We start from the raw sequence: 23,630 nt of genomic DNA, 5'->3' as shown, positions 1-23,630 counted from the left end.
GCATAAGCCAATGACCTGTAAGCATTTCACTAGAACTCAACGGAAAATGCAGACACCATAGCCCTCAACAGCCTCACACTCTGGAGTCCGTCAGCGTGCCGCAACACACCCCCGATCTTCCCCCCGAACTTCGTCCCTTGGCCGAGATGCCACTGCTCAAGCGCCTGGCCGCCCGGTTCTTTGGCCATGGCCTTACCCGATTGCGCGCGCAACACCGTGCGTCCTGGCTGCACGGCCAAGCCGACGGTTTTCGCAGTGGCCACAGCGCCGGTGTGGAGTACGGCTATAAGGAAGGCAAACTCGAGGGGTTGGAGGAAGGTCGGCAGGTTCTGTTGATTCGCGACTCGCGCTCGACCGAGCATCGACCGCCCAACGTCGATGACAATCTGTTCGACGATTGGCGGCTGCCATTGAGTGCTGAGCTGAAGAAGCGCATGAAGGCCGACGTGGCGCGATTACTGCCCGCGCACGCCCAGCCGAGCACCGCCCAATGGAAGATGATTTTCAGCGACACCCCCTCGACCTCGGTGATCGCCGGCGCGGGCGCGGGCAAGTCGACTACCCTGGTGCTGCGAATTCTGCTGCTCAGCCATTACCTGGGGTTTGAGCTGAGTTCGATGACCGTGGTGACCTTCACCCGCGAATCGCGCAAGGACTTCATTAATAAGCTGATCGAGCTGTTTGCAGTCTGGGGCCGGGGAATCAGCCTTAAGGAAGCGCGCGATCTGGTGCGCACTTTCCATTCGCGCATCCTGCCGATTGTTCGCAGCCTGCCGGGTTTCGAGCGGCTGCAAGCCTTCGAAAACCTCAGTCACCGCGTGCAAGGCGGCGATGAGGAGGTCGACAGCAACCCCTTCGATTTGCGCATCAACGATGCCCAGCGTCAGCAACTCAATGCCTGCTATCACAGCCTGTACAGCCGCGATGAGCGTTTCCGCGAGTTGATCAAGCCTTTGTCGCGTCATGCCTTGCAGCTCAAGGAACTGGAGCGTGATCACCCAGACGTGCAGAAGCGCATGGCGGTGACTGAACTCGCCGCCAAGCGCGATGAAGAACTGTGCGACACCATTGAGGACTTGTGGTTTCGCGCCGGTGCCTGGCCGATCAAGGGCATCGAACCGAATCGTCAGACCTTCGATATCAACGGTTCGACCTTTCATTGCCACGGCTACATTCCGACGCTGGATGCCTGGGTGGTGCTGGGTTTCGATCCTCGGGAAAATCCCCTGGTCAGCCGTCCGAATGCCAAACTTTCAGTGCGCGCAGAATGGGCAGTAAAGCGCACCCTGTTTCAAGCTTTCTGTCGTAAGCCTTTGATATGGCTAGACAGTTATGAATCTTCAAAGCGTGTTTTGGCATCGCTTGCCGGGGACGCCAGCGCCGGGCCGGGCTTCGATTACAAGGTCAAGGGCGAGCTCGGTTCTGCGCCGTTGCTGGACTGTTTTGTCGCAGCGGCCGGGTTTATTGAAAACCTCGGCCTGGATGTGCCGAATGCCGTGGGCCAGATGAGTTTCGCCAAGGATGACCCGGACCGGTTCTTCTTCGAGGCCTTGAGTCTGTTCTGGCGAGCGCTGGAAGATCATCTGCTGGATCAATCGCCACCGGTGATGACCTACAACCGGATGTTCGCCTTGTTCAGTGAACATTCGCCGGAGAATCTCAAGCTGCTGAGCGATGAGCTGCTCAGGCCAATGTCGCACTTGATGATTGACGAGTTTCAGGACGTGTCGCCGCAGATCGTTTCGTGGATTCGCGCCAGCCTGGCGGAGATCCGCAGTCGCGGGCCGGCCATGCATGTCGGGCGCGGCGCGCAGCGTTCGTCATTGCTTTGTGTCGGTGATGACTGGCAGTCCATCTATGGCTGGCGCGGCAGCTCGCCGACTTACTTCATGGAATTCAACAAGGAATTCCCGTCGCCGAGCACGACCAAAGTGATGCTCAGCGACAATTACCGCAGCCATCAGCACATCATCGACGCGGCGGAGCATATCGTCCGCGCGGCTCCGGCGATCGCTGGCAAGAAGGCCAAGGCTAGCGGTGAACCCAAGGCACTGCTGCCGGTGAATGTGCTCGATCGGGATGACCAGGGCATGGCCCAGCACCTGATCGAGCACTACAGAAAAGGCGATTCGATCTTGATGCTTTATCGAAAAAGCAGCGATAAGTTGTTGATAGAAGAGCATATTCAGTCTGTAGTTAATGTGGATTCTAGCTTGCCATACGACGCCCGACGGCTCAAACAACTGACCTATCACAGCGCCAAAGGCCTGCAGGCGGATGCGGTATTTCTGCTGGGCGATTGCCAGCATCTGACCAGTTCACCCTACAAGAACCAGGTCTATCGCATGGCCGGGCTCGGCAAGGCTGGCGACAGCGAAGCTTACGACAGCGCACAGAAAGACGAGATTCTGCGACTGGCTTACGTGGGCATCACCCGGGCAGTGAGCCATTGCTATTGGTATGTCGATGGCCAGGATACCTCGGCTGCGAATATGCCCAAGGCCTCCGACCGGATCGGCAAGGGCAAGGCGTTTTTTGCGGATCATCGTCAGGGAAAAGTGCCGGCCTGATTTAAGAGAGTCTTGAGCCAGAGACAGTACCGACTGGCTGCGAAAAGTTGCGGGGGGCGTAATCCCGGCCTATGGTCCAAGGCGAGGCTTTGCTTGCGACTGGCGCGCAATGATTCGCCGCAGGTCGCTGTCCATCCAGTGCGGATACAAGCAGCGAGGTGACGACATGCCGAACGACTCCCGTCCTGCCGTGCTCGAACTGATCGGTAATACGCCGCTGGTGCGTGTCAGCCGCTTCGATACCGGTCCGTGCACGCTGTTTCTCAAACTCGAATCGCAAAACCCCGGTGGCTCGATCAAGGATCGCATCGGCCTGGCAATGATCGACGCCGCCGAGCGCGATGGGCGCCTGCGCCCCGGCGGCACCATCGTCGAGGCCACCGCCGGCAACACCGGTTTGGGCCTGGCGCTGGTCGGTCGGGCCAAGGGATATCGGGTGGTGTTGGTGGTGCCGGACAAGATGTCCACCGAAAAGGTCCTGCACCTCAAGGCGATGGGCGCCGAAGTGCACATCACCCGTTCCGACGTCGGCAAAGGTCATCCCGATTATTACCAGGATGTCGCTGCGCGGTTGGCGCAGGAAATTCCCGACGCCTTCTTCGCTGATCAATTCAACAACCCGGCCAACCCGCTGGCCCACGAGTGCAGTACTGCTCCGGAGATCTGGGCGCAGACTCAGCATGATGTGGATGCCATCGTTGTCGGCGTCGGTTCGGCCGGCACGTTGACCGGGCTGACCCGTTTCTTTCAGCGCGTACAACCGAATCTGGAAATGGTGCTGGCCGACCCGGTCGGTTCGGTGATGGCCGAATACAGCCGCAGCGGCACCCTTGGTACGCCCGGTTCCTGGGCGGTGGAGGGTATTGGCGAAGACTTCATTCCGTCGATTGCCGACCTGTCCAGCGTGCGAAAGGCCTATTCGATCAGCGACGAGGAAAGCTTCGATCATGCGCGTCAACTGTTGCGCGCGGAAGGGATTCTCGGCGGCTCCTCGACCGGCACATTGCTGGCGGCGGCATTGCGTTACTGCCGCGAGCAAACCGAGCCGAAGCGGGTGGTCAGTTTCGTCTGCGACACCGGCACCCGCTACCTGTCGAAGGTCTACAACGACCAGTGGATGAACGATCAGGGGCTGCTTGCGCGCAAGCGCTACGGTGATTTGCGTGACCTGATCGCGCGGCGTTTCGAGGATGGCCGGGTGGTCAGCGTGGGCCCGGACGACACGCTGCTCACCGCGTTCCAGCGCATGCGCCTGGCGGATGTGTCGCAACTGCCGGTGCTGGTGGACGGGCAGCGGCTGGTCGGTGTGATCGACGAGTCCGATATCCTGCTTGGCGTGCACGAAGACGCTTCGCACTTCCGTATGGCAGTGAGCAGTGCGATGACTGACAAGCTGGAAATCCTGCCACCCGGCGCCAGTCTGGCTGAACTGGAGGCGAAGCTCGACCGTGGATTGGTGGCGATGATCGCCGACGCCTCGGGTTTCCACGGGCTGATTACCCGCGTCGACATGCTCAATTACCTGCGGAGATCCCTTGCATGAGTCAGCACGATGAAACCGCCAAACCACGTGCCTTCGCCACCCGTGTGATCCATGCCGGACAGACGCCGGACCCGTCCACCGGGGCGCTGATGCCGCCGATTTATGCCAACTCCACCTATCTGCAACAGAGCCCGGGTGTGCACAAGGGCTTCGATTACGGGCGCTCGCATAATCCGACGCGCTTTGCGCTGGAGCGTTGTGTGGCGGACCTCGAGGGTGGTACCCAAGCCTTCGCCTTCGCTTCCGGGCTGGCGGCGATCGCCAACGTGCTCGAATTGCTCGATGCTGGCGCCCACATCGTCTCTGGCAATGACTTGTACGGCGGTACATTCCGCCTGTTTGACAAGGTGCGCCAGCGCAGTGCCGGGCATCGTTTCAGCTTCGTCGATCTGACTGACCTGGCTGCATTCGAGGCGTCGCTACAGGACGACACGCGGATGGTCTGGGTCGAGACGCCGAGCAATCCTCTGCTGAGCCTGACTGATCTCGCCGCCGTCGCGCGCACCTGTCGCGAGCGAGGCATCATTTGTGTGGCCGACAATACCTTTGCCAGCCCGTGGATACAGCGCCCGCTGGAGTTGGGCTTCGACATCGTGCTGCACTCGACGACCAAGTACCTGAATGGTCACTCCGACGTGATCGGCGGCATCGCGGTGGTCGGGCAGAACGCTGAACTGGCTGAGCGCCTGGGGTTTCTGCAGAACGCGGTGGGGGCTATCGCCGGGCCGTTCGATGCTTTTCTCACGTTGCGCGGGGTGAAGACCCTTGCGCTACGCATGGAGCGCCATTGCCGCAACGCGCTGGAGCTGGCGCAATGGCTGGAGCGTCAGCCGCAGGTGGCGCGTGTCTATTATCCAGGCCTGCCATCGCACCCGCAGCACGAACTGGCGCGGCGGCAAATGCGTGGATTCGGCGGAATGATTTCCCTCGATTTGAACTGCGACCTGGCTGGCACCAAGCGCTTCCTCGAGAGTGTGCGGATCTTTGCCTTGGCCGAGAGCCTGGGCGGGGTGGAAAGCCTGATCGAGCATCCGGCGATCATGACCCATGCCAGCATCCCCGTCGAAACCCGGGCACAACTCGGCATCGGCGATGCGCTGGTGCGTTTGTCAGTGGGGGTCGAGGATGTCGAAGACCTGCGCGCTGATCTGGCGCAGGCCCTGACGAAGGTCGGTTAAACACTATCCATGTAGGAGCTGCCGAAGGCTGCGATCTTTTGATTTTGGCTTTGTTGATTGATCGGGTTCAGGCAAGGGCAAGATCAAAAGATCGCAGCCTTCGGCAGCTCCTACACATCAGGCATAACTCCTGAGAGCCTCCGGCGGAATGAACGCCTCCAGCTCATCTTCCACAGCTTCAATGATTCGTTCTACATCCGCCGCATTCATGACCGTTGCGCAAGGAATACCGGCAATGGCGATCATGGTTTCGCCACTGGCGCGGTCGAACAGCCGGGCAACCATACTGCCCGGTGCATCCATGGTCGCTTCGAAACCCATGGGATGAAAATGCCAGCGCATCAGCTGGCAGGCATTTGGAAAAGTGACCTTGCTGAAAGACGCTTTATTCATGTGTTGCCCACCTTCATCATCGAGCGCTTCCTTTAGCTCATGTTAGGAGGGAAGAGCCTTCAATGGCTCAACCGGTGACTGTCTTTAAAAGTAGCATCCAGATGTGAAAGTCATGTGGATTTTTTCAGTCCGTTTAGCGATTGGTTCATTTTTTTTTGACGCAGATCACGAGACACCGATTTTGTGGCGACAGGCCAATATTGCCGGGGCATTCCACGGGGGCATTGAAGCCTGGCGAGAACTTCGGCAAGCTCGGTTTTTTCTCATTGAGTCCTTTATGCACGCCGATGATGATGCTCCGTTGCAAACCCAGGTCACGGGCGAGACGGTCATGCGTTACCACCTGCGCTGGAAGCACCGGGATCTGGATGGCGTCATGGCGCTTTATCATCCGGATATTCAGTACAACGATTTTTTCCAGAACCGCATGATGGGGCTGGATGAGTTGCGCGAGTATGTGCGCGACAGCATGCCCCGCGATCCGGATGAAGCCCTGGAGCATTCGGACCGTATTCGCCTGGACGACGACACGGCGTTTATTCAGTACCGCATCACCCTTCGCGGCGGCGAGGGACTGGTGTCGTTTCGGACCAGCGAGGCAATTACCGTACGTGACGGGCTGATCTGGCGGGTCAATGAATACGCCACGCTCGTACACGAACAAGCGACCGGCAAAACCGCCCGCAACCTGCGCCCGGCGGTCAGTCGACTCGGGCTGTCACCGCGGCAGCTGAGTTTCATGGCCGAAGATTTGCTGCAGTACTTCCAGCGCCAGCAACCTTATCTGGATCCCGAGCTTGATCTGCAACGGGTGGCGAAGGAGTGCGGGTACAGCCGCAACCAGATTTCCTATCTGCTGAATCAGGTGCTGGGCCAAAGCTTCTACCGTTACGTCAATCAGGCGCGGTTGCAGCATTTGCTTACCGCACTGGACGCCGCCACACCGCCACTGCGTATCGACGAACTGGCCTTCGCGGCTGGCTTCAATTCGTTGTCGGCGTTTTACAGCTGTTTTCGCCGCCACACCGGCCTGTCGCCCAAGGCTTACGCCAAACAAATTTCTTTGCGGGCACGCGCGCAAGACAATCCCTGACCCCACGCACTAGGATCGACGCCATCGAAGTTTTGAGTGGCGGAGTCTTGCATGTCGGCGTGGCGCACGATCAGTTTGTGGATGGATCAACTCGACGAGCCATTGCTGGCGCGCCCGGCGCTGGAACAGGATCTGGACGTCGACGTGGCCATCATTGGCGCGGGGTACACCGGGCTCTGGACCGCGTACTACCTCAAGCGTCTGGCACCGGGGTTGAACATTGCCATCGTCGAAGCAAACATCGCGGGTTTCGGCGCGTCGGGCCGTAATGGCGGCTGGTTGATGGGCAATCTGCCGGGCGAAGATCGCTTGCTTGCCGATTTGCCGGCCGAACAGCGCCGCGCTTCTTTCGATCTGCTGCACGGAATCCCTGATGAAGTAGAAATCGTCCTCGAACGAGAAGGTATCGACTGCGATTATCGCAAAGGCGGGGTGCTTTACTGTGCTGCGCGTTATCCAGAGCAGGAAGCCAGCCTGCGCCATTATCTGGACACGCTCTTCCGCCAAGGGCTGACCGAAAACGACTACCGCTGGCTCAGTCCCGAGCAATTGGCGCAACAGATCAGAATTGCCAAACCTTATGGCGGTATCCATGCACCGCACGTCGCGACCATTAACCCGGCAAAGTTGGTCCGAGGTCTGGCACGGACGGTGGAGCGAATGGGGATCAACATTTATGAGAACAGCCCGGTCACTCAATGGCAGTCGGGCAGTTTGCGTACCGCCAAGGCTCAGGTCCGCAGCCGCTGGATCGTGCCGGCGGTAGAAGGGTATGCGGCCACATTGCCACCGCTGGATCGTTATCAGTTGCCGGTCCAGAGTTTGCTGGTGGCGACCGAACCGCTGTCCGCCGCGACCTGGGACGAAATCGGCCTCAGCCATGGTCAGGCCTTCAGTGAAAGCAGCCGCCAAGTCACCTATGGCCAGCGCACGGCGGATAACCGCTTGGTGTTCGGTGCTCGTGGCGGTTATCAATTTGCTGGCAAATTGCGCCGTGACTTCGACCTGACCACCAGCGAAATAGAGTTGCGGCGCTACCTGTTCAGTGAACTTTTCCCGCAGCTCAAGAACGTCCGAATCACCCATGCCTGGGGCGGCAACCTGGGTATGTCTCGGCGCTTCAAGCCGCACATGCTCTGCGATCAGGCCAGCGGCATCGCCGTGTCCGGCGGTTATGGCGGGGAGGGTGTCGGTGCCAGCAACCTCGGCGGGCGAACCCTGGCCGACCTGATTCTTCAGCGCGATACCGAGTTGGTCCGCCAGCCGTGGGTTATTCCTCAGGGCGGTCTCGACGCGCTCAAAGCCTGGGAACCCGAGCCCTGCCGCTGGCTGGGTTACAACGCGATCATCCGCAGCTTCGTCCACGAAGACCAGACCCTGGCCAACCCGGCCACCGCGCCCTGGCGACGCAAACTGGCCAGCCGGGTGGCGGGGTTCATGGAGGGTTTCATGCACTAAACGGCGACGCTCTGAGTTGCCAGCCGTGCGCAAGACCTGCGTTTTGATCTTCTGATTGCGCGTTGCGCCCCCGATAGACGGGGCGCGCTTCGCTCAACCGTCCCAAACCTGAAACGCAGAGATAGACTTGCCCAGCACTATCGCAACTAACTGATCGTTTAATTTATTTGATGGCAATGCGCTGGCACTTATATTAATAAGTCCGAAAATGAGAACTCATCTACAGAAAAACAACTTACCCATATTTAATATTTAGATAGCAGATTGTCAGACAATCCGGCTAAAACCTTTAACTGCAAACTATATTTCGACAGCGCGCGCACTGTTTACTGGAGTTCGCCGGAGCGACTCAATTTGACGTCAAAAAAAATGTAGACGTTTGATTTCGAATTGTGTCAGTTTTTATACGCCTTCATTGGGCGAGTGATAGGACGATCTCGCCAGAGATTGTCGTATCGGACAAAAACTGTTCCATTGCTAAACAAGGAAGTGTGTTTATGTCGAAAGTAAAAGACAACGCTATTGATCTTGCCGAACAGGGCTTTGCGCCATTCCCAGCGCTGGCTGCACCAAGTTCCGCCTACAACCAGATCGATAGTTTCAGCCATCAGTATGATCGGGGTGGCAATCTCACGGTCAATGGCAAACCCTCCTTCTCCGTCGACGAGGCTGCTACCCAGCTGCTGCGTGACGGCGCTGCCTACCAGGACAAGGACGGCAGCGGCAAAATCGAACTCACCTACACGTTCCTGACCTCGGCCTCGTCGAGCACCATGAACAAGCACGGTATCACCGGGTTCAGTCAGTTCAGCGCGCAACAGAAAGCACAGGCCGCACTCGCCATGCAATCCTGGGCCGACGTGGCCAATGTCACCTTCACCGAAAAGTCTTTTGGCGGTGACGGTCACATGACCTTCGGTAACTACAGTGGTGGGCAGGATGGCGCGGCAGCATTCGCCTACCTGCCAGGCACCGGTCCAGGTTATGACGGTACTTCGTGGTATCTGACGGGCAGTGGCTACAACGTCAACAAGACGCCGGACCTGAACAACTACGGTCGTCAGACCCTGACCCATGAAATCGGTCATTCCCTGGGCCTGGCTCACCCTGGCGACTACAACGCCGGTGAAGGTGCGCCGACCTACAACGACGCGACCTACGGGGAAGACACCCGCGGTTACAGCCTCATGAGTTACTGGAGTGAAAGCAATACCGACCAGAACTTCAGCAAGGGGGGGGTGGAAGCCTATGCGTCCGGTCCGCTGATGGACGATATCGCTGCCATCCAGAAACTCTACGGTGCCAACACCACCACCCGTACCGGTGACACCACCTACGGCTTCAACTCCAACGCCGGTCGCGACTTCCTGAGCGCGTCTTCGTCGTCGGACAAAGTCGTGTTCTCGGTCTGGGATGCGGGCGGCAAGGACACCCTGGATTTCTCCGGTTTCACCCAAAACCAGAAGATCAACCTCAATGAAGCCTCGTTCTCCGATGTTGGCGGCATGGTGGGCAACGTGTCCATTGCCAAAGGCGTCACCGTCGAGAACGCGATTGGCGGTTCGGGTAGCGACCTGCTGATCGGTAACACCGTCGCCAACGAGCTGAAAGGCGGTGCCGGCAACGACATCCTCTTCGGCGCGGGCGGTTCGGACAAACTGTGGGGCGGTTCGGGTTCGGACACCTTTGTGTTCGCGGCCAGCAGCGACTCCAAGCCAGGTGCGGTCGACCAGATCCTCGATTTTGTCAGTGGCCTGGACAAGATCGACCTGACCGGAATCACCAAAGGCGCGGGCCTGCATTTCGTGAACTCGTTCACCGGTGCGGCAGGCGATGCGGTATTGACCACTTCGGGCGGCAATAGCCTGTTGTCGGTGGACTTCTCCGGGCACGGCGTGGCTGACTTCCTGGTCAGCACCGTTGGCCAGGCGGCATTCTCGGACATCGTGGCCTGATTCAAGGCAAAAAGGAGGGCGGCGTTTGATGCGCCGCTCTCTGTCCCTTGAACGACGATCCAGAGTAAAACGCCCTATGATCCAGAACGTTTTTACCTACAAAGCAACCGCGTGGCTGTTGGCGACGCTGATGATGTTTCTTGGAGATGTAGCCATGGCACGCAGCCTGAAATTAGCCGATCCGTCGGAACTCGCCGGGAAATGGCAGGCCACCTTGAACACCGCGCAAGACTCGCCCGAGTCCCAGGCGCTGCAGGACAAACCGTCGAATGTCTGTTCGATCGAGCTCAAATCGGACCAGACCCTGGGTGAGGGTGCCGACTGCCTCGGCGCCTGGCTGAACGAGTCGGCGATCGGCTGGTTCCCGGAGCCGGATGGCATTGCCGTGACCGGTAAAGAAGGCTCAAGAATTGTGTTTTTCAGCCGACAGAATGAGGGGCTTTATAAAAGCGCCTTGAAGTCAGGTCTGATCATTACGCTCGAGCGCGCAGCGCAAAAGTGAACAATGCCGGACCGGCGTCAGGTGTTGAATATAAAATTCGTTATTGCCGTTATCAGCAGTCATTAAATAACCGGAACTCTTTAAAGAACACAAAGAGTTGTTATTAATGTGTAAGCGATAACCGGCAAAAGAATGTCTCGGCCATGTGCGGACAGTTAATTGGAACCTCGCCAAGTAGGTGAGGGTTAATACCTCAGGAAAAACCAATGAAGATGGCGAAGAGCCCGGGCACCGCACCGTTATTCAAGGCACTGGGCGACTATAAAAGCATCCTGATCAGCGTCGGGTGTTTTACCGCACTGATTAATGTGCTGATGTTGGTCCCGTCGATTTATATGCTCCAGGTCTATGACCGGGTACTGTCTTCGCAAAACGAAACCACCCTGGCGATGTTGTCGTTGATGGTGGTCGGATTTTTCGCTTTCATCGGCCTGCTGGAGATCGTGCGTAGCTTCATTGTCATCCGTATCGGCAGCCAACTGGAGCGGCGTTTCAACCTGCGGGTGTATCAAGCTGCTTTCGAGCGCAACCTGTTCAAGGGCGAGGGCAACGCGGGGCAATCCCTGGGCGACCTGACCCATATTCGCCAATTCGTCACCGGCCCGGCGCTGTTTGCCTTCTTCGACGCACCGTGGTTTCCGGTCTATTTGTTTGTGATCTTTCTGTTCAACGTCTGGCTCGGCGTATTGGCCACCGCAGGCGCGGTGCTACTGATCGGGCTGGCCTGCCTCAACGAGGCGATGACCAAAAAGCCCTTGGGCGAAGCCGCGGGGTTTTCCCAGAAATCCAGCCAACTGGCCACCAGTCACCTGCATAACGCCGAAACCATTCAGGCCATGGGCATGCTCGGGGTCTTGCGCAAGCGCTGGTTCCAGGTGCACTCGCGTTTTCTCGGCTTGCAGAATCAGGCCAGCGACACCGGCGCGGTCATCAGTTCGCTAAGCAAAACCCTGCGCCTGTGCCTGCAATCCCTGGTGCTGGGACTGGGCGCGTTGCTGGTGATCCAAGGTGACATGACCGCCGGGATGATGATCGCCGGTTCCATCCTGATGGGCCGGGTACTGAGCCCCATCGATCAGTTGATCGCTGTGTGGAAACAGTGGAGCGGCGCCAAACTCGCTTACCGCCGTCTCGACGCCTTGCTGCAAGCCTTTCCACCGACTGAGGAGGCCATGGCGCTGCCGGCGCCGAAAGGTCAGATCACGTTTGAACAAGTCAGCGCCGGCCCGCCAGGGCAACGAGCAGCGACTTTGCACATGGTCAATTTCAACCTGGGTGCCGGGGAAGTGCTGGGCGTGCTCGGGGCATCCGGTTCCGGTAAATCGACCCTGGCCCGGGTGCTGGTCGGTGTCTGGCCAACGCTCGGCGGCACGGTGCGCCTCGACGGCGCGGACATTCATCGCTGGAACCGCGACGACCTCGGCCCCTACATCGGTTATCTGCCCCAAGACATCGAACTGTTCAGCGGCAGCATCGCCGAAAACATCGCCAGATTCCGTGAGGCGGATCCGCAAAAAGTGGTCGAAGCCGCGCAACAGGCCGGCGTTCATGAACTGATTCTGCGCATGCCGCAAGGCTACGACACCGTGCTTGGCGAGGACGGCAGCGGCTTGTCCGGTGGCCAGAAGCAACGTGTGGCCCTGGCTCGCGCGCTGTATGGCAATCCGAGTCTGGTGGTGCTGGATGAACCGAATTCCAACCTCGACACCGTCGGCGAAGCGGCACTGGCCGGCGCCATCGCGCAGATGAAGGCCCAAGGCACCAGCGTGATTCTGGTTACCCATCGTTCTTCGGCGCTGGCCCAAGCCGACAAGTTGCTGGTGCTCAACGAAGGTCGCTTGCAGGCCTTCGGCCCAAGCCAGGAGGTACTCAAGGCGCTGTCCGGCGCCCAGTCCGCCAATCATGAACAGCAACGTGAAAAACCCGCGCAAGCACCGGGCGGGCTCAGCATGAGCCGGCAGTATCAGCCCACGACAAGGAATTCGGGTGTATGAGCAGCACACGCATGAACGACGACAGCGAAGCGACGATGGAACACGACTACATCGCCGAACGTCCTGAGCGCGACGCACGTTTCTTCGCCCGCATGGGCTGGATTCTGGCGATTGTCGGTGCCGGTAGTTTCTTCACGTGGGCGAGCCTCGCGCCGCTCGATCAAGGCATTCCGGTGCAGGGGACCGTGGTGGTCTCGGGCAAGCGCAAAGCCGTGCAATCGATGAGCAGCGGCGTGGTCAGCCAGATTCTGGTGCGCGAAGGGCAGGTGGTGAAGCAGGGCCAGCCGCTGTTCCGCCTCGACCAGACCCAGGTCGCGGCCGACGTGCAATCGCTGCAGGCGCAATACCGCATGGCGTGGGCCAGCCTGGCGCGCTGGCAGAGTGAACGGGACAACCTCAAGCAGGTGAATTTCCCCGCCGAATTGAGCAACGATCCGGACCCGCGCCTGGCCTTGGTGCTCGAAGGCCAACGGCAATTGTTCAGCAGCCGTCGCGAAGCGTTTTCCCGTGAGCAAGCCGCCCTGCGCGCCAACATCGAAGGCGCCAGCGCGCAACTGGCCGGCATGCGCCGCGCGCGCACCGACCTGACGGCTCAGGCCAGCTCCCTGCAACAACAGCTGAGCAATCTTCAGCCCTTGGCGGACAACGGCTACATTCCGCGCAACCGCTTGATGGATTACCAGCGTCAGTTGTCGCAAGTGCAGCAACAGTTGGCAGAGAACACTGGCGAAAGCGGCCGGGTGGAGCAGGGCATCCTTGAATCCCGCTTGAAACTGCAACAGCACAGCGAGGAATACCAGAAGGAAGTCCGCAGCCAACTGGCCGACGCGCAGCTCAAAAGCGTGACCCTGGAAGAGCAACTGACCTCCGCCGGTTTCGACCTGCAACACAGCGAAATCATCGCCACCGCCGATGGCATCGCCGTCAACCTTGGGGTTCACACCGAAGGCGCCGTTGTACGTCAGGGCGACACCCTGCTGGAGATTGTCCCGCAAGGCACCCGTCTGGAAGTGGAAGGACACCTGCCGATCAACCTGATCGACAAGGTCGGCACGCACCTGCCGGTGGACATTCTGTTCACCGCGTTCAACCAGAGCCGTACCCCGCGAGTCCCCGGCGAAGTCAGCCTGATCTCCGCCGACCAGATGGTCGATGAGAAAACCGGCGTGCCGTATTACGTGCTGCGCAGCAGCGTCAGTGACCAGGCCATGGAAAAACTCAACGGTCTGGTGATCAAGCCCGGTATGCCTGCGGAAATGTTCGTGCGTACCGGTGAACGTTCACTCCTCAACTATTTGTTCAAACCGCTGCTCGACCGGGCAGGCTCCGCGTTGACCGAGGAATAAGGATGTTCGGCTGTATGAATAAGTTTTCTTTGCTCGCAGCGACCGTGGCGTTGCTGACGTGCAACAGCGCGATGGCCATGGGGCCGTTCGACATTTATGAGCAAGCGTTACGCAATGATCCGGTGTTTCTCGGCGCCATCAAGGAACGCGATGCGGGCCTTGAAAACCGTACCATCGGCCGCGCCGGGCTGCTGCCCAGGATTGGTTACAACTACAACAAGGGGCGTAACACCTCCAAGGTCACTCAGATTAATGAGGGGAGACCCGACTTCACCGAGGACCGCAACTACACCAGTTACGGCTCAACCTTGACGCTGCAACAGCCGCTGCTCGACTACGAGGCTTATGCGGCGTATCGCAAAGGCGTGGCGCAATCGCTGTTCGCCGATGAAAACTTTCGCGGCAAGAGCCAGGAATTGCTGGTTCGCGTACTGGAGAATTACACCAAGGCGCTGTTCGCTCAGGACCAGATCGATATCGCGCGGGCCAAGAAAAAAGCCTTCGAACAGCAGTTTCAGCAAAACGAGCAGATGTTCCGCCAAGGGGAGGGCACGCGCACCGATATCCTCGAAGCCGAGTCACGTTACGAACTGGCGACCGCCGAGGAAATCGAGGCACGGGACGAACAGGATGCGGCCCTGCGTGAACTGGGCGCACTAATTGGCGTGCAGGCCATCGACATAGGCGACCTGACGCCGCTGGATCAGAACTTCCAGACCTTCACCCTGCAACCGGCCAATTACGACACCTGGCACGAGATGGCGGTGGCCAATAACCCGAACCTGGCCTCCCAGCGCCAGGCGGTGGAAGTGGCGCGCTACGAGGTCGAACGCAACCGCGCCGGCCACTTGCCAAAAGTCAGTGCCTACGCCTCGGTGCGCCAGAACGAATCGGAAAGCGGCAACACCTACAACCAGCGATACGACACCAACACCATCGGCATTGAAGTCAATGTGCCGCTGTATGCCGGCGGCGGGGTCTCGGCCTCGACCCGGCAAGCCAGCCGAACCATGGAACAGGCCGAGTACGACCTGGACGGCAAGACCCGGGAAACCTTGATTCAGTTGCGCCGTCAGTTCAGCGCCTGCTTGTCGGGGGTCAATAAATTGCGGGCTTATCAGAAGGCATTGGTGTCGGCCGAAGCGCTGGTGGTTTCAACCAAGCAAAGCATTTTGGGCGGCGAACGGGTCAACCTCGATGCGCTGAATGCCGAACAACAACTGTTCACCACCCGCCGGGATCTGGCCCAGGCGCGTTATGACTATTTGATGGCCTGGACCAAGTTGCACTACTACGCCGGGACTTTGAGCGAGCAGGACCTGGCCAAGGTGGATGAGGCTTTCGGCCAAGGCGCGAGGACCCAGTAACACCCAAGGTAAATCGCACATCCCCGTAGGAGCTGCCGAAGGCTGCGATCTTTTGATCTTCCGGTGTCTTGCTGACACTAAAAGATCGCAGCCTGCGGCAGCTCCTACAAAAAACAAGAAAAGCGAGAGTCATGAACATGGACGTACAGAACAAGCCGATGTCGGTCGGCACGCTATTGCTCTTGATTTCATCAGTACCAGGCTCAGCCCAGGCGCTTTACCTGGAAACCGGCACCCTCGGCGATCCCGCCAGTTGGCGCTCGACGGAGTTCCAGCGCGATTGGGGCCTGGCGCGCATGCAGGCCGATCAAGCCTATGCCGCCGGCATCACTGGCAAGGGCGTGAAAATCGGCGCACTGGATTCCGGTTTCGATTCCAGCCATCCCGAATTTGCCGCCGACCGTTATCACGCAGTGACCGCCAGTGGCAGCTATGTCGACGGCTCAGCATTCAACGTCAACGGCACGCTCAACACAAACAACGACTCCCACGGCACCCACGTCACCGGCACCATGGGCGCTTCGCGGGATGGCACTGGCATGCACGGCGTGGCGTACAACGCGCAAATCTATGTCGGCAACACCAACAAGAACGACAGTTTCCTGTTCGGTCCCACCCCCGATCCTCGCTACTTCAAAGCAGTCTATGACGCCCTGGCGGACGCCGGTGTTCGCGCGATCAACAACAGTTGGGGCAGCCAGCCGCCGGACGTCAGCTACCGAACCCTCGACGATCTGCACGCCGCCTATGCCCAGCACTGGAACAAAGGCACCTGGCTCGATGCCGCCGCCGACGTTTCGCGGCGCGGCGTGATCAACGTGTTCAGCGCCGGCAACAGCGGCTACCCGAATGCCAGCGTGCGTTCGGCCTTGCCCTATTTTCAGCCGGATCTGGAAGGCCACTGGCTGGCAGTGTCGGGGCTGGATCAAAGCAATCAGCAAAAATACAACCAGTGCGGGATTGCCAAGTATTGGTGCATCACCACGCCGGGCGCAAAGATCGACAGCACCATTCCCGGCGGCGGTTACGCGATCAAGTCCGGCACTTCCATGGCCGCGCCGCATGCCACCGGGGCACTGGCGCTGGTGATGGAGCGCTATCCGTACATGAACAATCAGCAGGCGCTGGAGGTGCTGCTGACCACCGCGACCCAGCTCGACGGTTCGATCACCGAGGCACCGAGCGCGCGCATCGGTTGGGGTGTGGCCAACCTTGAGAGGGCGATGCGCGGGCCGGGGCAATTGCTCGGGTCGTTTGACGCCAATCTGGGGGCAGGGCAAAGCGATGTCTGGAGCAATGACATTTCAGACAAGGCGTTGATTCAGCGTCAGGCCGAAGACGCCGCCGAACGCAGCGCCTGGCAACAGACATTGAAGGACAAGGGCTGGGAGAACGGTGTCCCGGTCGGCGCCAGTCAGCAGGATCAAACCGATTACGCAGTGGGCACAGCGCGCGATTCCGCTGCCGCCAACCGAGTCTACGAAGGCAGCCTGATCAAGTCCGGTGCCGGGCGGTTGATGCTCACTGGCGACAACACTTATCGCGGCCCGACGACGGTCAACGGTGGTTTGCTGGCGGTGAACGGCTCGCTGACGTCGGCGGTCACCGTCAATGACAGTGGCACCCTCGGCGGGAACGGACGGATCGCTGCCTTGACTGCCAACGCCGGTGGCACCGTGGCGCCCGGTAATTCCATCGGTACGTTGCAGGTCAGCGGTGATGTGACGTTTGCGCCGGGTTCCACCTATGCCGTCGAACTCTCGCCGACTAGCAGCGACCAGATTATTGCCGGCGGTACGGCCACGATCAGCGGCGCCACCGTGAGCCTGTCCCTGGAAAACAGCCCGACCTTGCTCAGCACCCAACAAGTGCAAAGCCTGCTGGGCAATCAGTACAACATCCTGCAAGCGGCGGGAGGGATTCAAGGCCAGTTCGGCGCGGTGCTGCCCAACTACCTGTTCATCGGCGGCAGCCTTGATTACGCCGCGACCGGCATTCAGCTGAGCGTGGAGCGTAACGCCACGACCTTCGCCAGCGTCGGGCAAACGCCGAATCAGCGTTCCGTCGCCGCCGCAGTGGAAGGGCTTGGAGCGGGTAACACGGTCTACGAAAGCCTGCTGCTGTCGCCGACCGCCAGTTCGGCGCAACAAGCGTTCCAGCAATTGTCGGGGGAAATCTACCCGGCGCTGGGATCGGTATTGATTAACGACAGTCGCTATCTGCGCGATGCGGTCGGTGAGCGTCTCAATGAAGCCAACGGTTCCCGAAACAACGGCTGGATCAAGGCATTGGGCGCCTGGGGCAAGACCGATGACAGTCACGACACTGCCGGCTACACCACCTCGATTGGCGGTTTGCTGGCGGGTGTCGATGGCGCGGTGGATGACCAAACCCGTGTCGGCCTGGTCGCCGGTTATAGCGACAGTTCGGTCAGCATGGGCTCTGGAACTCACTCATCAGCGCAGGTCGACAGTTATCACTTGGGTGCCTATGCCGGCCACGAAATGGGGGCGTGGCGTCTGAGTGCCGGTGGTGCCTACAGCTGGCATCGGGCCGACGTCAAACGTGACCTGCAATACGCTGACGTCAGCGCCAAACAGAAAGCCAAGGTCGATGCCGGGACCACTCAGGTGTTCGGCGAAGCGGCCTATCGCCTGAACCTGCAAGCACTGGCTTTGGAACCGTTCGCCAATCTGGCTTACGTGCATCTCGATACCGAGGGCTTCACCGAAAAAGGTGACGCCGCCGCGCTCAAAAGCAGCGGCGACCGGCGTGACGCAGTACTCAGCACCTTGGGCGTACGCGCGCTGAAAACGCTGACGCTGTCCGGTCAGCAACAGCTGGACCTGAGCGGCAGCCTCGGCTGGCAACACAACCTGAGCAATACCGATTCCGAGCAACACCTGGCGTTTGCCAGCGGTGGCACTCCGTTCGTGGTGGAAAGCTCGCCGCTGGTTCGCGATGCGGCGTTGGTGGGCGCCCATGCCAGCCTGGCCTTGAGCCGGGATGTTCGGTTGAATCTTGATTACACCGGCCAACTGGCCAGCCGCGAGAAGAGCCACGGCGTCGGGCTGAGTCTCAATTGGCAGTTTTAATGCGGTCAAGGGCTGGAACACCGCAACCCCTGTAGGAGCGAGGCTTGCCCTAATGCCAGTCAGTTAAGGGTAAATCGGACCTGTAGGAGCCAGGCTTGCCGGCGAAGGCGTCCTTAAGAGCGCCTTCGCCGGCAAGCCTGGCTCCTACGAAAAGCGGTTCATTCGCTTAACTGACCGGCATTAAGGCTTGCCCGCGAAAGGGCCGTGACACGCAGCATTGATGTTGACTGACACACCGCCTTCGCGGGCAAGCCTCGCTCCTACAGGAATTGAGGCGCGCGCCCCCTGGCCACAAGGATTTTGGCAACACAACTAAGGACGGTAGTTCGATGAATAATAAGTACAACAATATTGCCTTGCTCTGCGCATTGGCCACACTGGGCACCGCACACGCGGACCCCTACGTGGAAAACGGCAGGACAGGCAATGCCGATAGCTGGCGCAGCTCGGAGTTCAACGCCGACTGGGGCCTGGGGGCGATTAATGCTCAGGATGCCTACGCCGCCGGTTACACCGGCAAAGGGGTGAAACTGGGGATCTTCGATCAACCGGTTTACGCCTTGCACCCGGAGTTTTCCGGGGCCAATAAGGTGATCACGCTGGTCACCAGCGGCATCCGCGAATACACCGACCCGTACATTCCGGTCAAAGCCGGGGATACCTTTCTCTATGACGGTTCGCCCTCGGTGGGCTCCAACGGCAAACTCGGCGCCCACGGCACCCACGTTGGCGGGATTGCCGCGGGCAGTCGCGATGGCGGCCCGATGCACGGCGTCGCTTTTGGCGCGCAAATCATCAGCGCCGACAACGGCGACCCGGGCCCGGAAGACGGGATCATTCGTGGCAATGACGGCGCGGTGTACAAGGCCGGTTGGGATGCCCTGATCGCCAGCGGCGCGCGGATCATCAACAACAGCTGGGGCATCGGCATCACCGACCGCTTCGACCTGGGTGGTCGGGATCCGGCGTATCCGCACTTCACCGTGCAGGACGCACAACTGCAATTCAACGAAATCCAGACTTTGCTGGGGACCAAACCCGGCGGTGCCTACGACGGCGCCATCGCGGCGGCCCGCAGTGGCATCGTGACGATCTTCGCCGCTGGCAACGACTACAACCTCAACAACCCGGACGCCATCGCCGGCCTCGGTTACTTCGTCCCTGAGATCGCGCCGAACTGGATGACCGTCGCCGCGTTGCAGAGAAACCCGGACACCAGCAGCCCCGACCCTTACAACATCAGCACCTTCTCGTCGCGCTGCGGCTACACCGCGAGTTTCTGCGTGTCGGCGCCGGGCAGCCGGATCTACAGCTCGATCATCAGCGGCACCAATGCCGCTGACCTGACCACCGGCTACGCCAATTACAACGGCACCTCCATGGCGGCGCCGCACGTTGCAGGCGCGGTGGCGGTATTGATGGAACGCTTCCCGTATATGACCGGCGCGCAAGTCGCCAGTGTGCTGCGCGCCACCGCCACCGACCTCGGTGCACCCGGCGTCGACTCGCTGTACGGCTGGGGCATGATCAACCTGCGCAAAGGCATCGATGGCCCGGCGATGTTCGTGACCGAGCAGGACATTCCCGAGGAGTTCCGCATCGAAGGCGCCTACGGCTCCAGCCAGTTTGTCGCGGACTTGCCGGGTATCGGCGCGATCATCGATGCCGGCAAACCCACCGAGCGTGTGTGCAATGACGTGCACTGTGGACTCGACGTCTGGCGCAACGACATTTCCGGCCATGGTGGCCTGACCAAGCAGGGCATCGGCACACTGGTGCTGACCGGCGCCAACACCTACGCCGGCCCGACCCTGGTCAATCAGGGCCGATTGGCCATCAACGGTTCGCTGCTGTCGGCCGTCACCGTCAATGACAGCGGCATCCTCGGTGGTAACGGCAGCATCGCGGCGCTGACCGCGAAAAGTGGCGGTACCGTGGCGCCCGGCAACTCCATCGGCACCTTGCAGGTGGCGGGCGACGTGACTTTCGAGCCCGGCTCGACCTACGCCGTAGAGCTGTCGCCCACCAGCAGCGACCAGATCATCGCCAGCGGCAAGGCGATCATCGAAGGCGCAACGGTCAGCCTGTCCCTGGAAAACAGCCCGACATTGCTGACCACCAGCGAAGCGAAATCCCTGCTCGGCAATCAGTACAACATTCTGCAGGCGGCCGGCGGAATCGAAGGGCGCTTCGGTGCGGTGGTGCCGGACTACCTGTTCCTCGGCGGCACTCTCGACTACTCGGCTAGCGGCATTCAATTGGCTGTGGAGCGCAACGCGACATCCTTCACCAGCGCCGGGCGGACTCCGAACCAACGCGCCGTGGCCGCTGCCGCCGAGCAATTGGGCGCCGGCAATCCGCTCTACGAAACCCTGCTGCTGTCACCGACCGCCGCTGTCGCGCAACAAGCGTTCCAGCAACTCTCTGGTGAGATTCATCCGGCAATCGGCACGCTGCTGATCAATGACAGCCGTTACCTGCGTGATGCAGTCGGCGAGCGTCTGCGCGAGCACGATCTGTTCGACGCCGCGGCACCCACCGATGACCGCAGCAACGCCTGGCTCAAAGTGCTCGGTGCCTGGGGCAAGAGCGATGGCGGGCATGACAACGCCAGTTCCAACAGCTCCATCGGCGGGCTGCTGGCCGGTGTCGATGGCTTGATCACTGAAGATACGCGACTGGGTTTCGTCACCGGTTATAGCGACAGTTCGTTGAGCATGGGCGACGGCACACATTCGTCAGCCTCGGTCGACAGCTACCACTTGGGTGCCTACCTGGGCCATGAAATCGACGCGCTGCGCCTGAGCGTCGGTGGCGCTTACAGCTGGCATCGCATCGACGTTAAACGTGACCTGCAATTTAACGGCGTCAGCGGCAAGCAGAAATCCAAACGCGATGCGACCTCCGCGCAGCTGTTCACCGAAGCGGCGTATCGCCTGGACCTGCAACCGATCGCTCTGGAGCCATTCGTTAACTTGGCTTACGTGCACTTGAACACTGAAAGCTTCAGCGAAAAAGGTGATGCCGCCGCGCTCAAGGGTGGTGAAAACAACCGCGACGTGGTGCTTTCGACCCTTGGCCTGCGGGCGAGCAAAGCCATTGCGTTGTCCGACCAGCAACAGCTGGAACTGTCCGGCACGCTCGGCTGGCAGCACAACCTGAGCAACACCCGTTCCGAAGACCACTTGGCCTTCGTCAACGGCAACACCGCGTTCAGCGTGCAAAGCGTGTCCATGGACCGCGATGCCGCGGTGGTCGGTGCCCGTGCCGGATTGGCGCTGGGCCGCGATACCCGTTTGAACCTGGATTACAACGGGCTGCTCGGCTCTCGGGAAAAAGACCACGGTGTGGGCCTGACCCTGGACTGGCAGTTCTGATTTGACGCTAAGGAAGCAGGAACATGGGACTGTTTGATTACAAAAATGCCGGCAGTGAGGCCGGCAAGGCGCTGTACTCCGATGCGATCGCGCTGACGCTCTACGCGTACACGCCCACCGGCCAGCCACTGCCGGCGACCGCGTGGGCGCCGATTGGCGCGGCAGCGTTGGGCTATCAGGGCAACGTCGGCGCTCAAGGCACCTTCTATGGCGAGAAGGAAGGTTTCACCAGTGCTGAAGCCGAAGTGCTCGGCAAATACGATGGGGCAGGGAAGCTGATCGGCATCGGTATCGCCTTCCGTGGCACCGGTGGCCTGGGGTACAGCGACACCTTCGGCGACATGAAAAATAACCTGTTGGCCGCGGTCGGTCCGGTGGATTACGCGACGAACTACGCGAAAAACGCCTTCGACACTTTACTGAAAAGCGTCGCCGCGTTTGCCATTGCCCATGGCCTGAGTGCCAAGGACGTATTGGTCAGCGGGCATAGCCTCGGCGGGTTAGGGGTTAACAGCCTGGCGGAGCTGAGCGGGAACAATTGGGGCGGTTTCTTCAAGGACGCCAACTACATTGCGTTCGCCTCGCCGACCCAAAGCGCCACCGGCAACAACGTGCTGAACATCGGCTACGAGAATGACCCGGTGTTTCGAGTGCTCGACGGCACCACCTTCAGCAGTGGCTCGCTGGGCAAGCACGATGGTCATCAGGATTCGGCGACCAACAACATCGTCAACTTCAATGACCAATACGCCTCCACCGCGCAGAACCTGGTGCCGTTCAGCATCCTCAATCCGCTGAACTGGTCGGCCCACGGTTCATTGGGCTACGCCGACGGCTTGAACCGGGTGATCGACTCGCGCTTCTACGACCTTACCGACAAGGACTCGACGCTGATCGTGTCCAACCTGTCGGAATCGTCTCGAGGCAGCACCTGGGGCGAGGACTTGGGCCGTAGCGGTGAACCCCACACCGGCAGCACGTTCATCATCGGCACCGACAGCAATGACTTGCTCAAGGGCGGCGCGGGCAATGACTTCATCGAAGGCCGTGACGGTAACGACCGGTTCCGCGATGACGGTGGCTACAACCTGCTGCTGGGGGGCAAGGGCAGCAATACCTTCGAACTGCAGAAGCCGTTGCAGAACTTCAGCATTGCCAATGACGGCGACGGCACGCTGTATGTGCGCGATGCCTACGGCGGCATCAGCATGACCCGCGACATCGGCGCGCTGGTGAGCAGGGAGTCGGGTTCGTGGTGGGGGAGCAAGGACATCACCTACAACGTCACCGCCAATGGCCTGCTCCATGGCAGCGAACTGACGCACTACAACCATTCGATCAACGGCGATGCCTACGGCAACACGCTGGTGGCCAGCGTCGACGGTGACTGGCTGTTCGGCAACGCCGGCGACGATCTGCTGCGCAGCGACAAAAGCGACGTGACCTTCGTCGGTGGCGCAGGCAATGACGTGATGCATGCCTCGGGGGGCGGCAACACCTTCCTGTTCAGCGGCGCCTTCGGTTTCGACGCGATCAATGGCTACCAAGGCAGCGACAAACTGGTGTTCATGGGCGTCCAGGGCGCGGGGCAGGGGTATGACTTCACTCAGCACGCATCACAGGCCGGCAACGACACTGTGCTCAAGATTGGCGATTACGCCGTAACGCTGGTGGGCGTAGGTCTGGATAATCTCTCCGCTTCGGGAATTACGTTTGCGTAAAGGCTGCATGCACTGAATGCTCCGGGGCGCCTCGTCAG

Annotated in this window: 14 protein-coding genes; 13 read left to right on the top strand and 1 reads right to left on the bottom strand. The window is 60.1% G+C overall.

The window, feature by feature from the left end; all coding sequences use genetic code 11:
- Positions 1 to 95: 95 nt before the first annotated feature.
- From TU81_RS03855 to TU81_RS03845, 3 genes are all read left to right on the top strand, one after another.
- A complete protein-coding gene (locus tag TU81_RS03855; protein ID WP_038983352.1) occupies positions 96 to 2,570 on the top strand; it encodes a UvrD-helicase domain-containing protein in 2,475 nt (824 codons plus the stop codon).
- A gap of 166 nt (positions 2,571 to 2,736) precedes the next feature.
- Positions 2,737 to 4,113 (top strand): pyridoxal-phosphate dependent enzyme, encoded by a 1,377-nt coding sequence (locus tag TU81_RS03850; RefSeq protein ID WP_048393469.1) that lies wholly within the window; start codon positions 2,737 to 2,739, stop codon positions 4,111 to 4,113.
- The gene (locus TU81_RS03845) at positions 4,110 to 5,291 is read left to right on the top strand and encodes a cystathionine gamma-synthase (RefSeq protein WP_038983351.1); all 1,182 of its coding nucleotides are present in this window, start codon (positions 4,110 to 4,112) and stop codon (positions 5,289 to 5,291) included. Before TU81_RS03850 ends, TU81_RS03845 begins: the two co-directional genes overlap by 4 nt.
- Positions 5,292 to 5,408: 117 nt before the next feature.
- On the opposite strand, the gene TU81_RS03840 is transcribed toward TU81_RS03845, so the two are convergent.
- Positions 5,409 to 5,684, bottom strand: a complete 276-nt coding sequence (locus tag TU81_RS03840; protein ID WP_048393468.1) for a DUF1652 domain-containing protein — start codon at positions 5,682 to 5,684, stop codon at positions 5,409 to 5,411.
- 277 nt (positions 5,685 to 5,961) lie between these two features.
- On the opposite strand from TU81_RS03840, the gene TU81_RS03835 reads away from it, so the two are divergent.
- From TU81_RS03835 to TU81_RS03790, 10 genes are all read left to right on the top strand, one after another.
- Entirely contained in the window at positions 5,962 to 6,777 is an 816-nt protein-coding gene (locus TU81_RS03835; protein WP_038983349.1) for an AraC family transcriptional regulator, read from the top strand.
- A 51-nt stretch (positions 6,778 to 6,828) separates the two neighbouring features.
- Positions 6,829 to 8,235 (top strand): NAD(P)/FAD-dependent oxidoreductase, encoded by a 1,407-nt coding sequence (locus TU81_RS03830; RefSeq protein ID WP_048393466.1) that lies wholly within the window; start codon positions 6,829 to 6,831, stop codon positions 8,233 to 8,235.
- Between the two features lie 497 nt (positions 8,236 to 8,732).
- Entirely contained in the window at positions 8,733 to 10,190 is a 1,458-nt protein-coding gene (locus tag TU81_RS03825) for a serralysin family metalloprotease (protein ID WP_038983347.1), read from the top strand.
- Between the two features lie 76 nt (positions 10,191 to 10,266).
- On the top strand, positions 10,267 to 10,692 hold the full coding sequence (locus TU81_RS03820) for an AprI/Inh family metalloprotease inhibitor (protein WP_038983346.1): 426 nt from the start codon (positions 10,267 to 10,269) through the stop codon (positions 10,690 to 10,692).
- Positions 10,693 to 10,898: 206 nt separating this feature from the next.
- Complete coding sequence (locus TU81_RS03815) at positions 10,899 to 12,686, top strand: type I secretion system permease/ATPase (RefSeq protein ID WP_048393465.1); 1,788 nt, start codon at positions 10,899 to 10,901, stop codon at positions 12,684 to 12,686.
- The gene (locus TU81_RS03810) at positions 12,683 to 14,032 is read left to right on the top strand and encodes an HlyD family type I secretion periplasmic adaptor subunit (RefSeq protein WP_007902362.1); all 1,350 of its coding nucleotides are present in this window, start codon (positions 12,683 to 12,685) and stop codon (positions 14,030 to 14,032) included. Before TU81_RS03815 ends, TU81_RS03810 begins: the two co-directional genes overlap by 4 nt.
- A 2-nt stretch (positions 14,033 to 14,034) precedes the next feature.
- Entirely contained in the window at positions 14,035 to 15,399 is a 1,365-nt protein-coding gene (locus TU81_RS03805) for a TolC family outer membrane protein (protein WP_038983344.1), read from the top strand.
- Between the two features lie 137 nt (positions 15,400 to 15,536).
- Complete coding sequence (gene eprS / locus TU81_RS03800) at positions 15,537 to 18,494, top strand: autotransporter serine peptidase EprS (RefSeq protein ID WP_048393661.1); 2,958 nt, start codon at positions 15,537 to 15,539, stop codon at positions 18,492 to 18,494.
- 329 nt (positions 18,495 to 18,823) lie between these two features.
- Entirely contained in the window at positions 18,824 to 21,871 is a 3,048-nt protein-coding gene (locus TU81_RS03795; RefSeq protein ID WP_048393464.1) for an autotransporter serine protease, read from the top strand.
- Positions 21,872 to 21,894: 23 nt separating this feature from the next.
- Positions 21,895 to 23,592, top strand: coding sequence for a polyurethane esterase (locus TU81_RS03790; protein WP_048393463.1), 1,698 nt, complete (start codon positions 21,895 to 21,897; stop codon positions 23,590 to 23,592).
- Positions 23,593 to 23,630: the final 38 nt, after the last annotated feature.

Source organism: Pseudomonas lini, from assembly GCF_001042905.1.
Taxonomy (GTDB): Bacteria; Pseudomonadota; Gammaproteobacteria; order Pseudomonadales; family Pseudomonadaceae; genus Aquipseudomonas; species Aquipseudomonas lini.
This window is presented reverse-complemented; position numbering and strand designations above follow the sequence as displayed.

Coding starts and splice junctions, on each gene's coding strand:
- eprS (WP_048393661.1), top strand. CDS start 15,537: ATGGACGTACAGAACAAGCCGATGTCGGTCGGCACGCTATTGCTCTTG.
- TU81_RS03790 (WP_048393463.1), top strand. CDS start 21,895: ATGGGACTGTTTGATTACAAAAATGCCGGCAGTGAGGCCGGCAAGGCG.
- TU81_RS03805 (WP_038983344.1), top strand. CDS start 14,035: ATGTTCGGCTGTATGAATAAGTTTTCTTTGCTCGCAGCGACCGTGGCG.
- TU81_RS03815 (WP_048393465.1), top strand. CDS start 10,899: ATGAAGATGGCGAAGAGCCCGGGCACCGCACCGTTATTCAAGGCACTG.
- TU81_RS03825 (WP_038983347.1), top strand. CDS start 8,733: ATGTCGAAAGTAAAAGACAACGCTATTGATCTTGCCGAACAGGGCTTT.
- TU81_RS03820 (WP_038983346.1), top strand. CDS start 10,267: ATGATCCAGAACGTTTTTACCTACAAAGCAACCGCGTGGCTGTTGGCG.
- TU81_RS03810 (WP_007902362.1), top strand. CDS start 12,683: ATGAGCAGCACACGCATGAACGACGACAGCGAAGCGACGATGGAACAC.
- TU81_RS03850 (WP_048393469.1), top strand. CDS start 2,737: ATGCCGAACGACTCCCGTCCTGCCGTGCTCGAACTGATCGGTAATACG.
- TU81_RS03840 (WP_048393468.1), bottom strand. CDS start 5,684: ATGAATAAAGCGTCTTTCAGCAAGGTCACTTTTCCAAATGCCTGCCAG.
- TU81_RS03795 (WP_048393464.1), top strand. CDS start 18,824: ATGAATAATAAGTACAACAATATTGCCTTGCTCTGCGCATTGGCCACA.
- TU81_RS03830 (WP_048393466.1), top strand. CDS start 6,829: ATGTCGGCGTGGCGCACGATCAGTTTGTGGATGGATCAACTCGACGAG.
- TU81_RS03835 (WP_038983349.1), top strand. CDS start 5,962: ATGCACGCCGATGATGATGCTCCGTTGCAAACCCAGGTCACGGGCGAG.
- TU81_RS03845 (WP_038983351.1), top strand. CDS start 4,110: ATGAGTCAGCACGATGAAACCGCCAAACCACGTGCCTTCGCCACCCGT.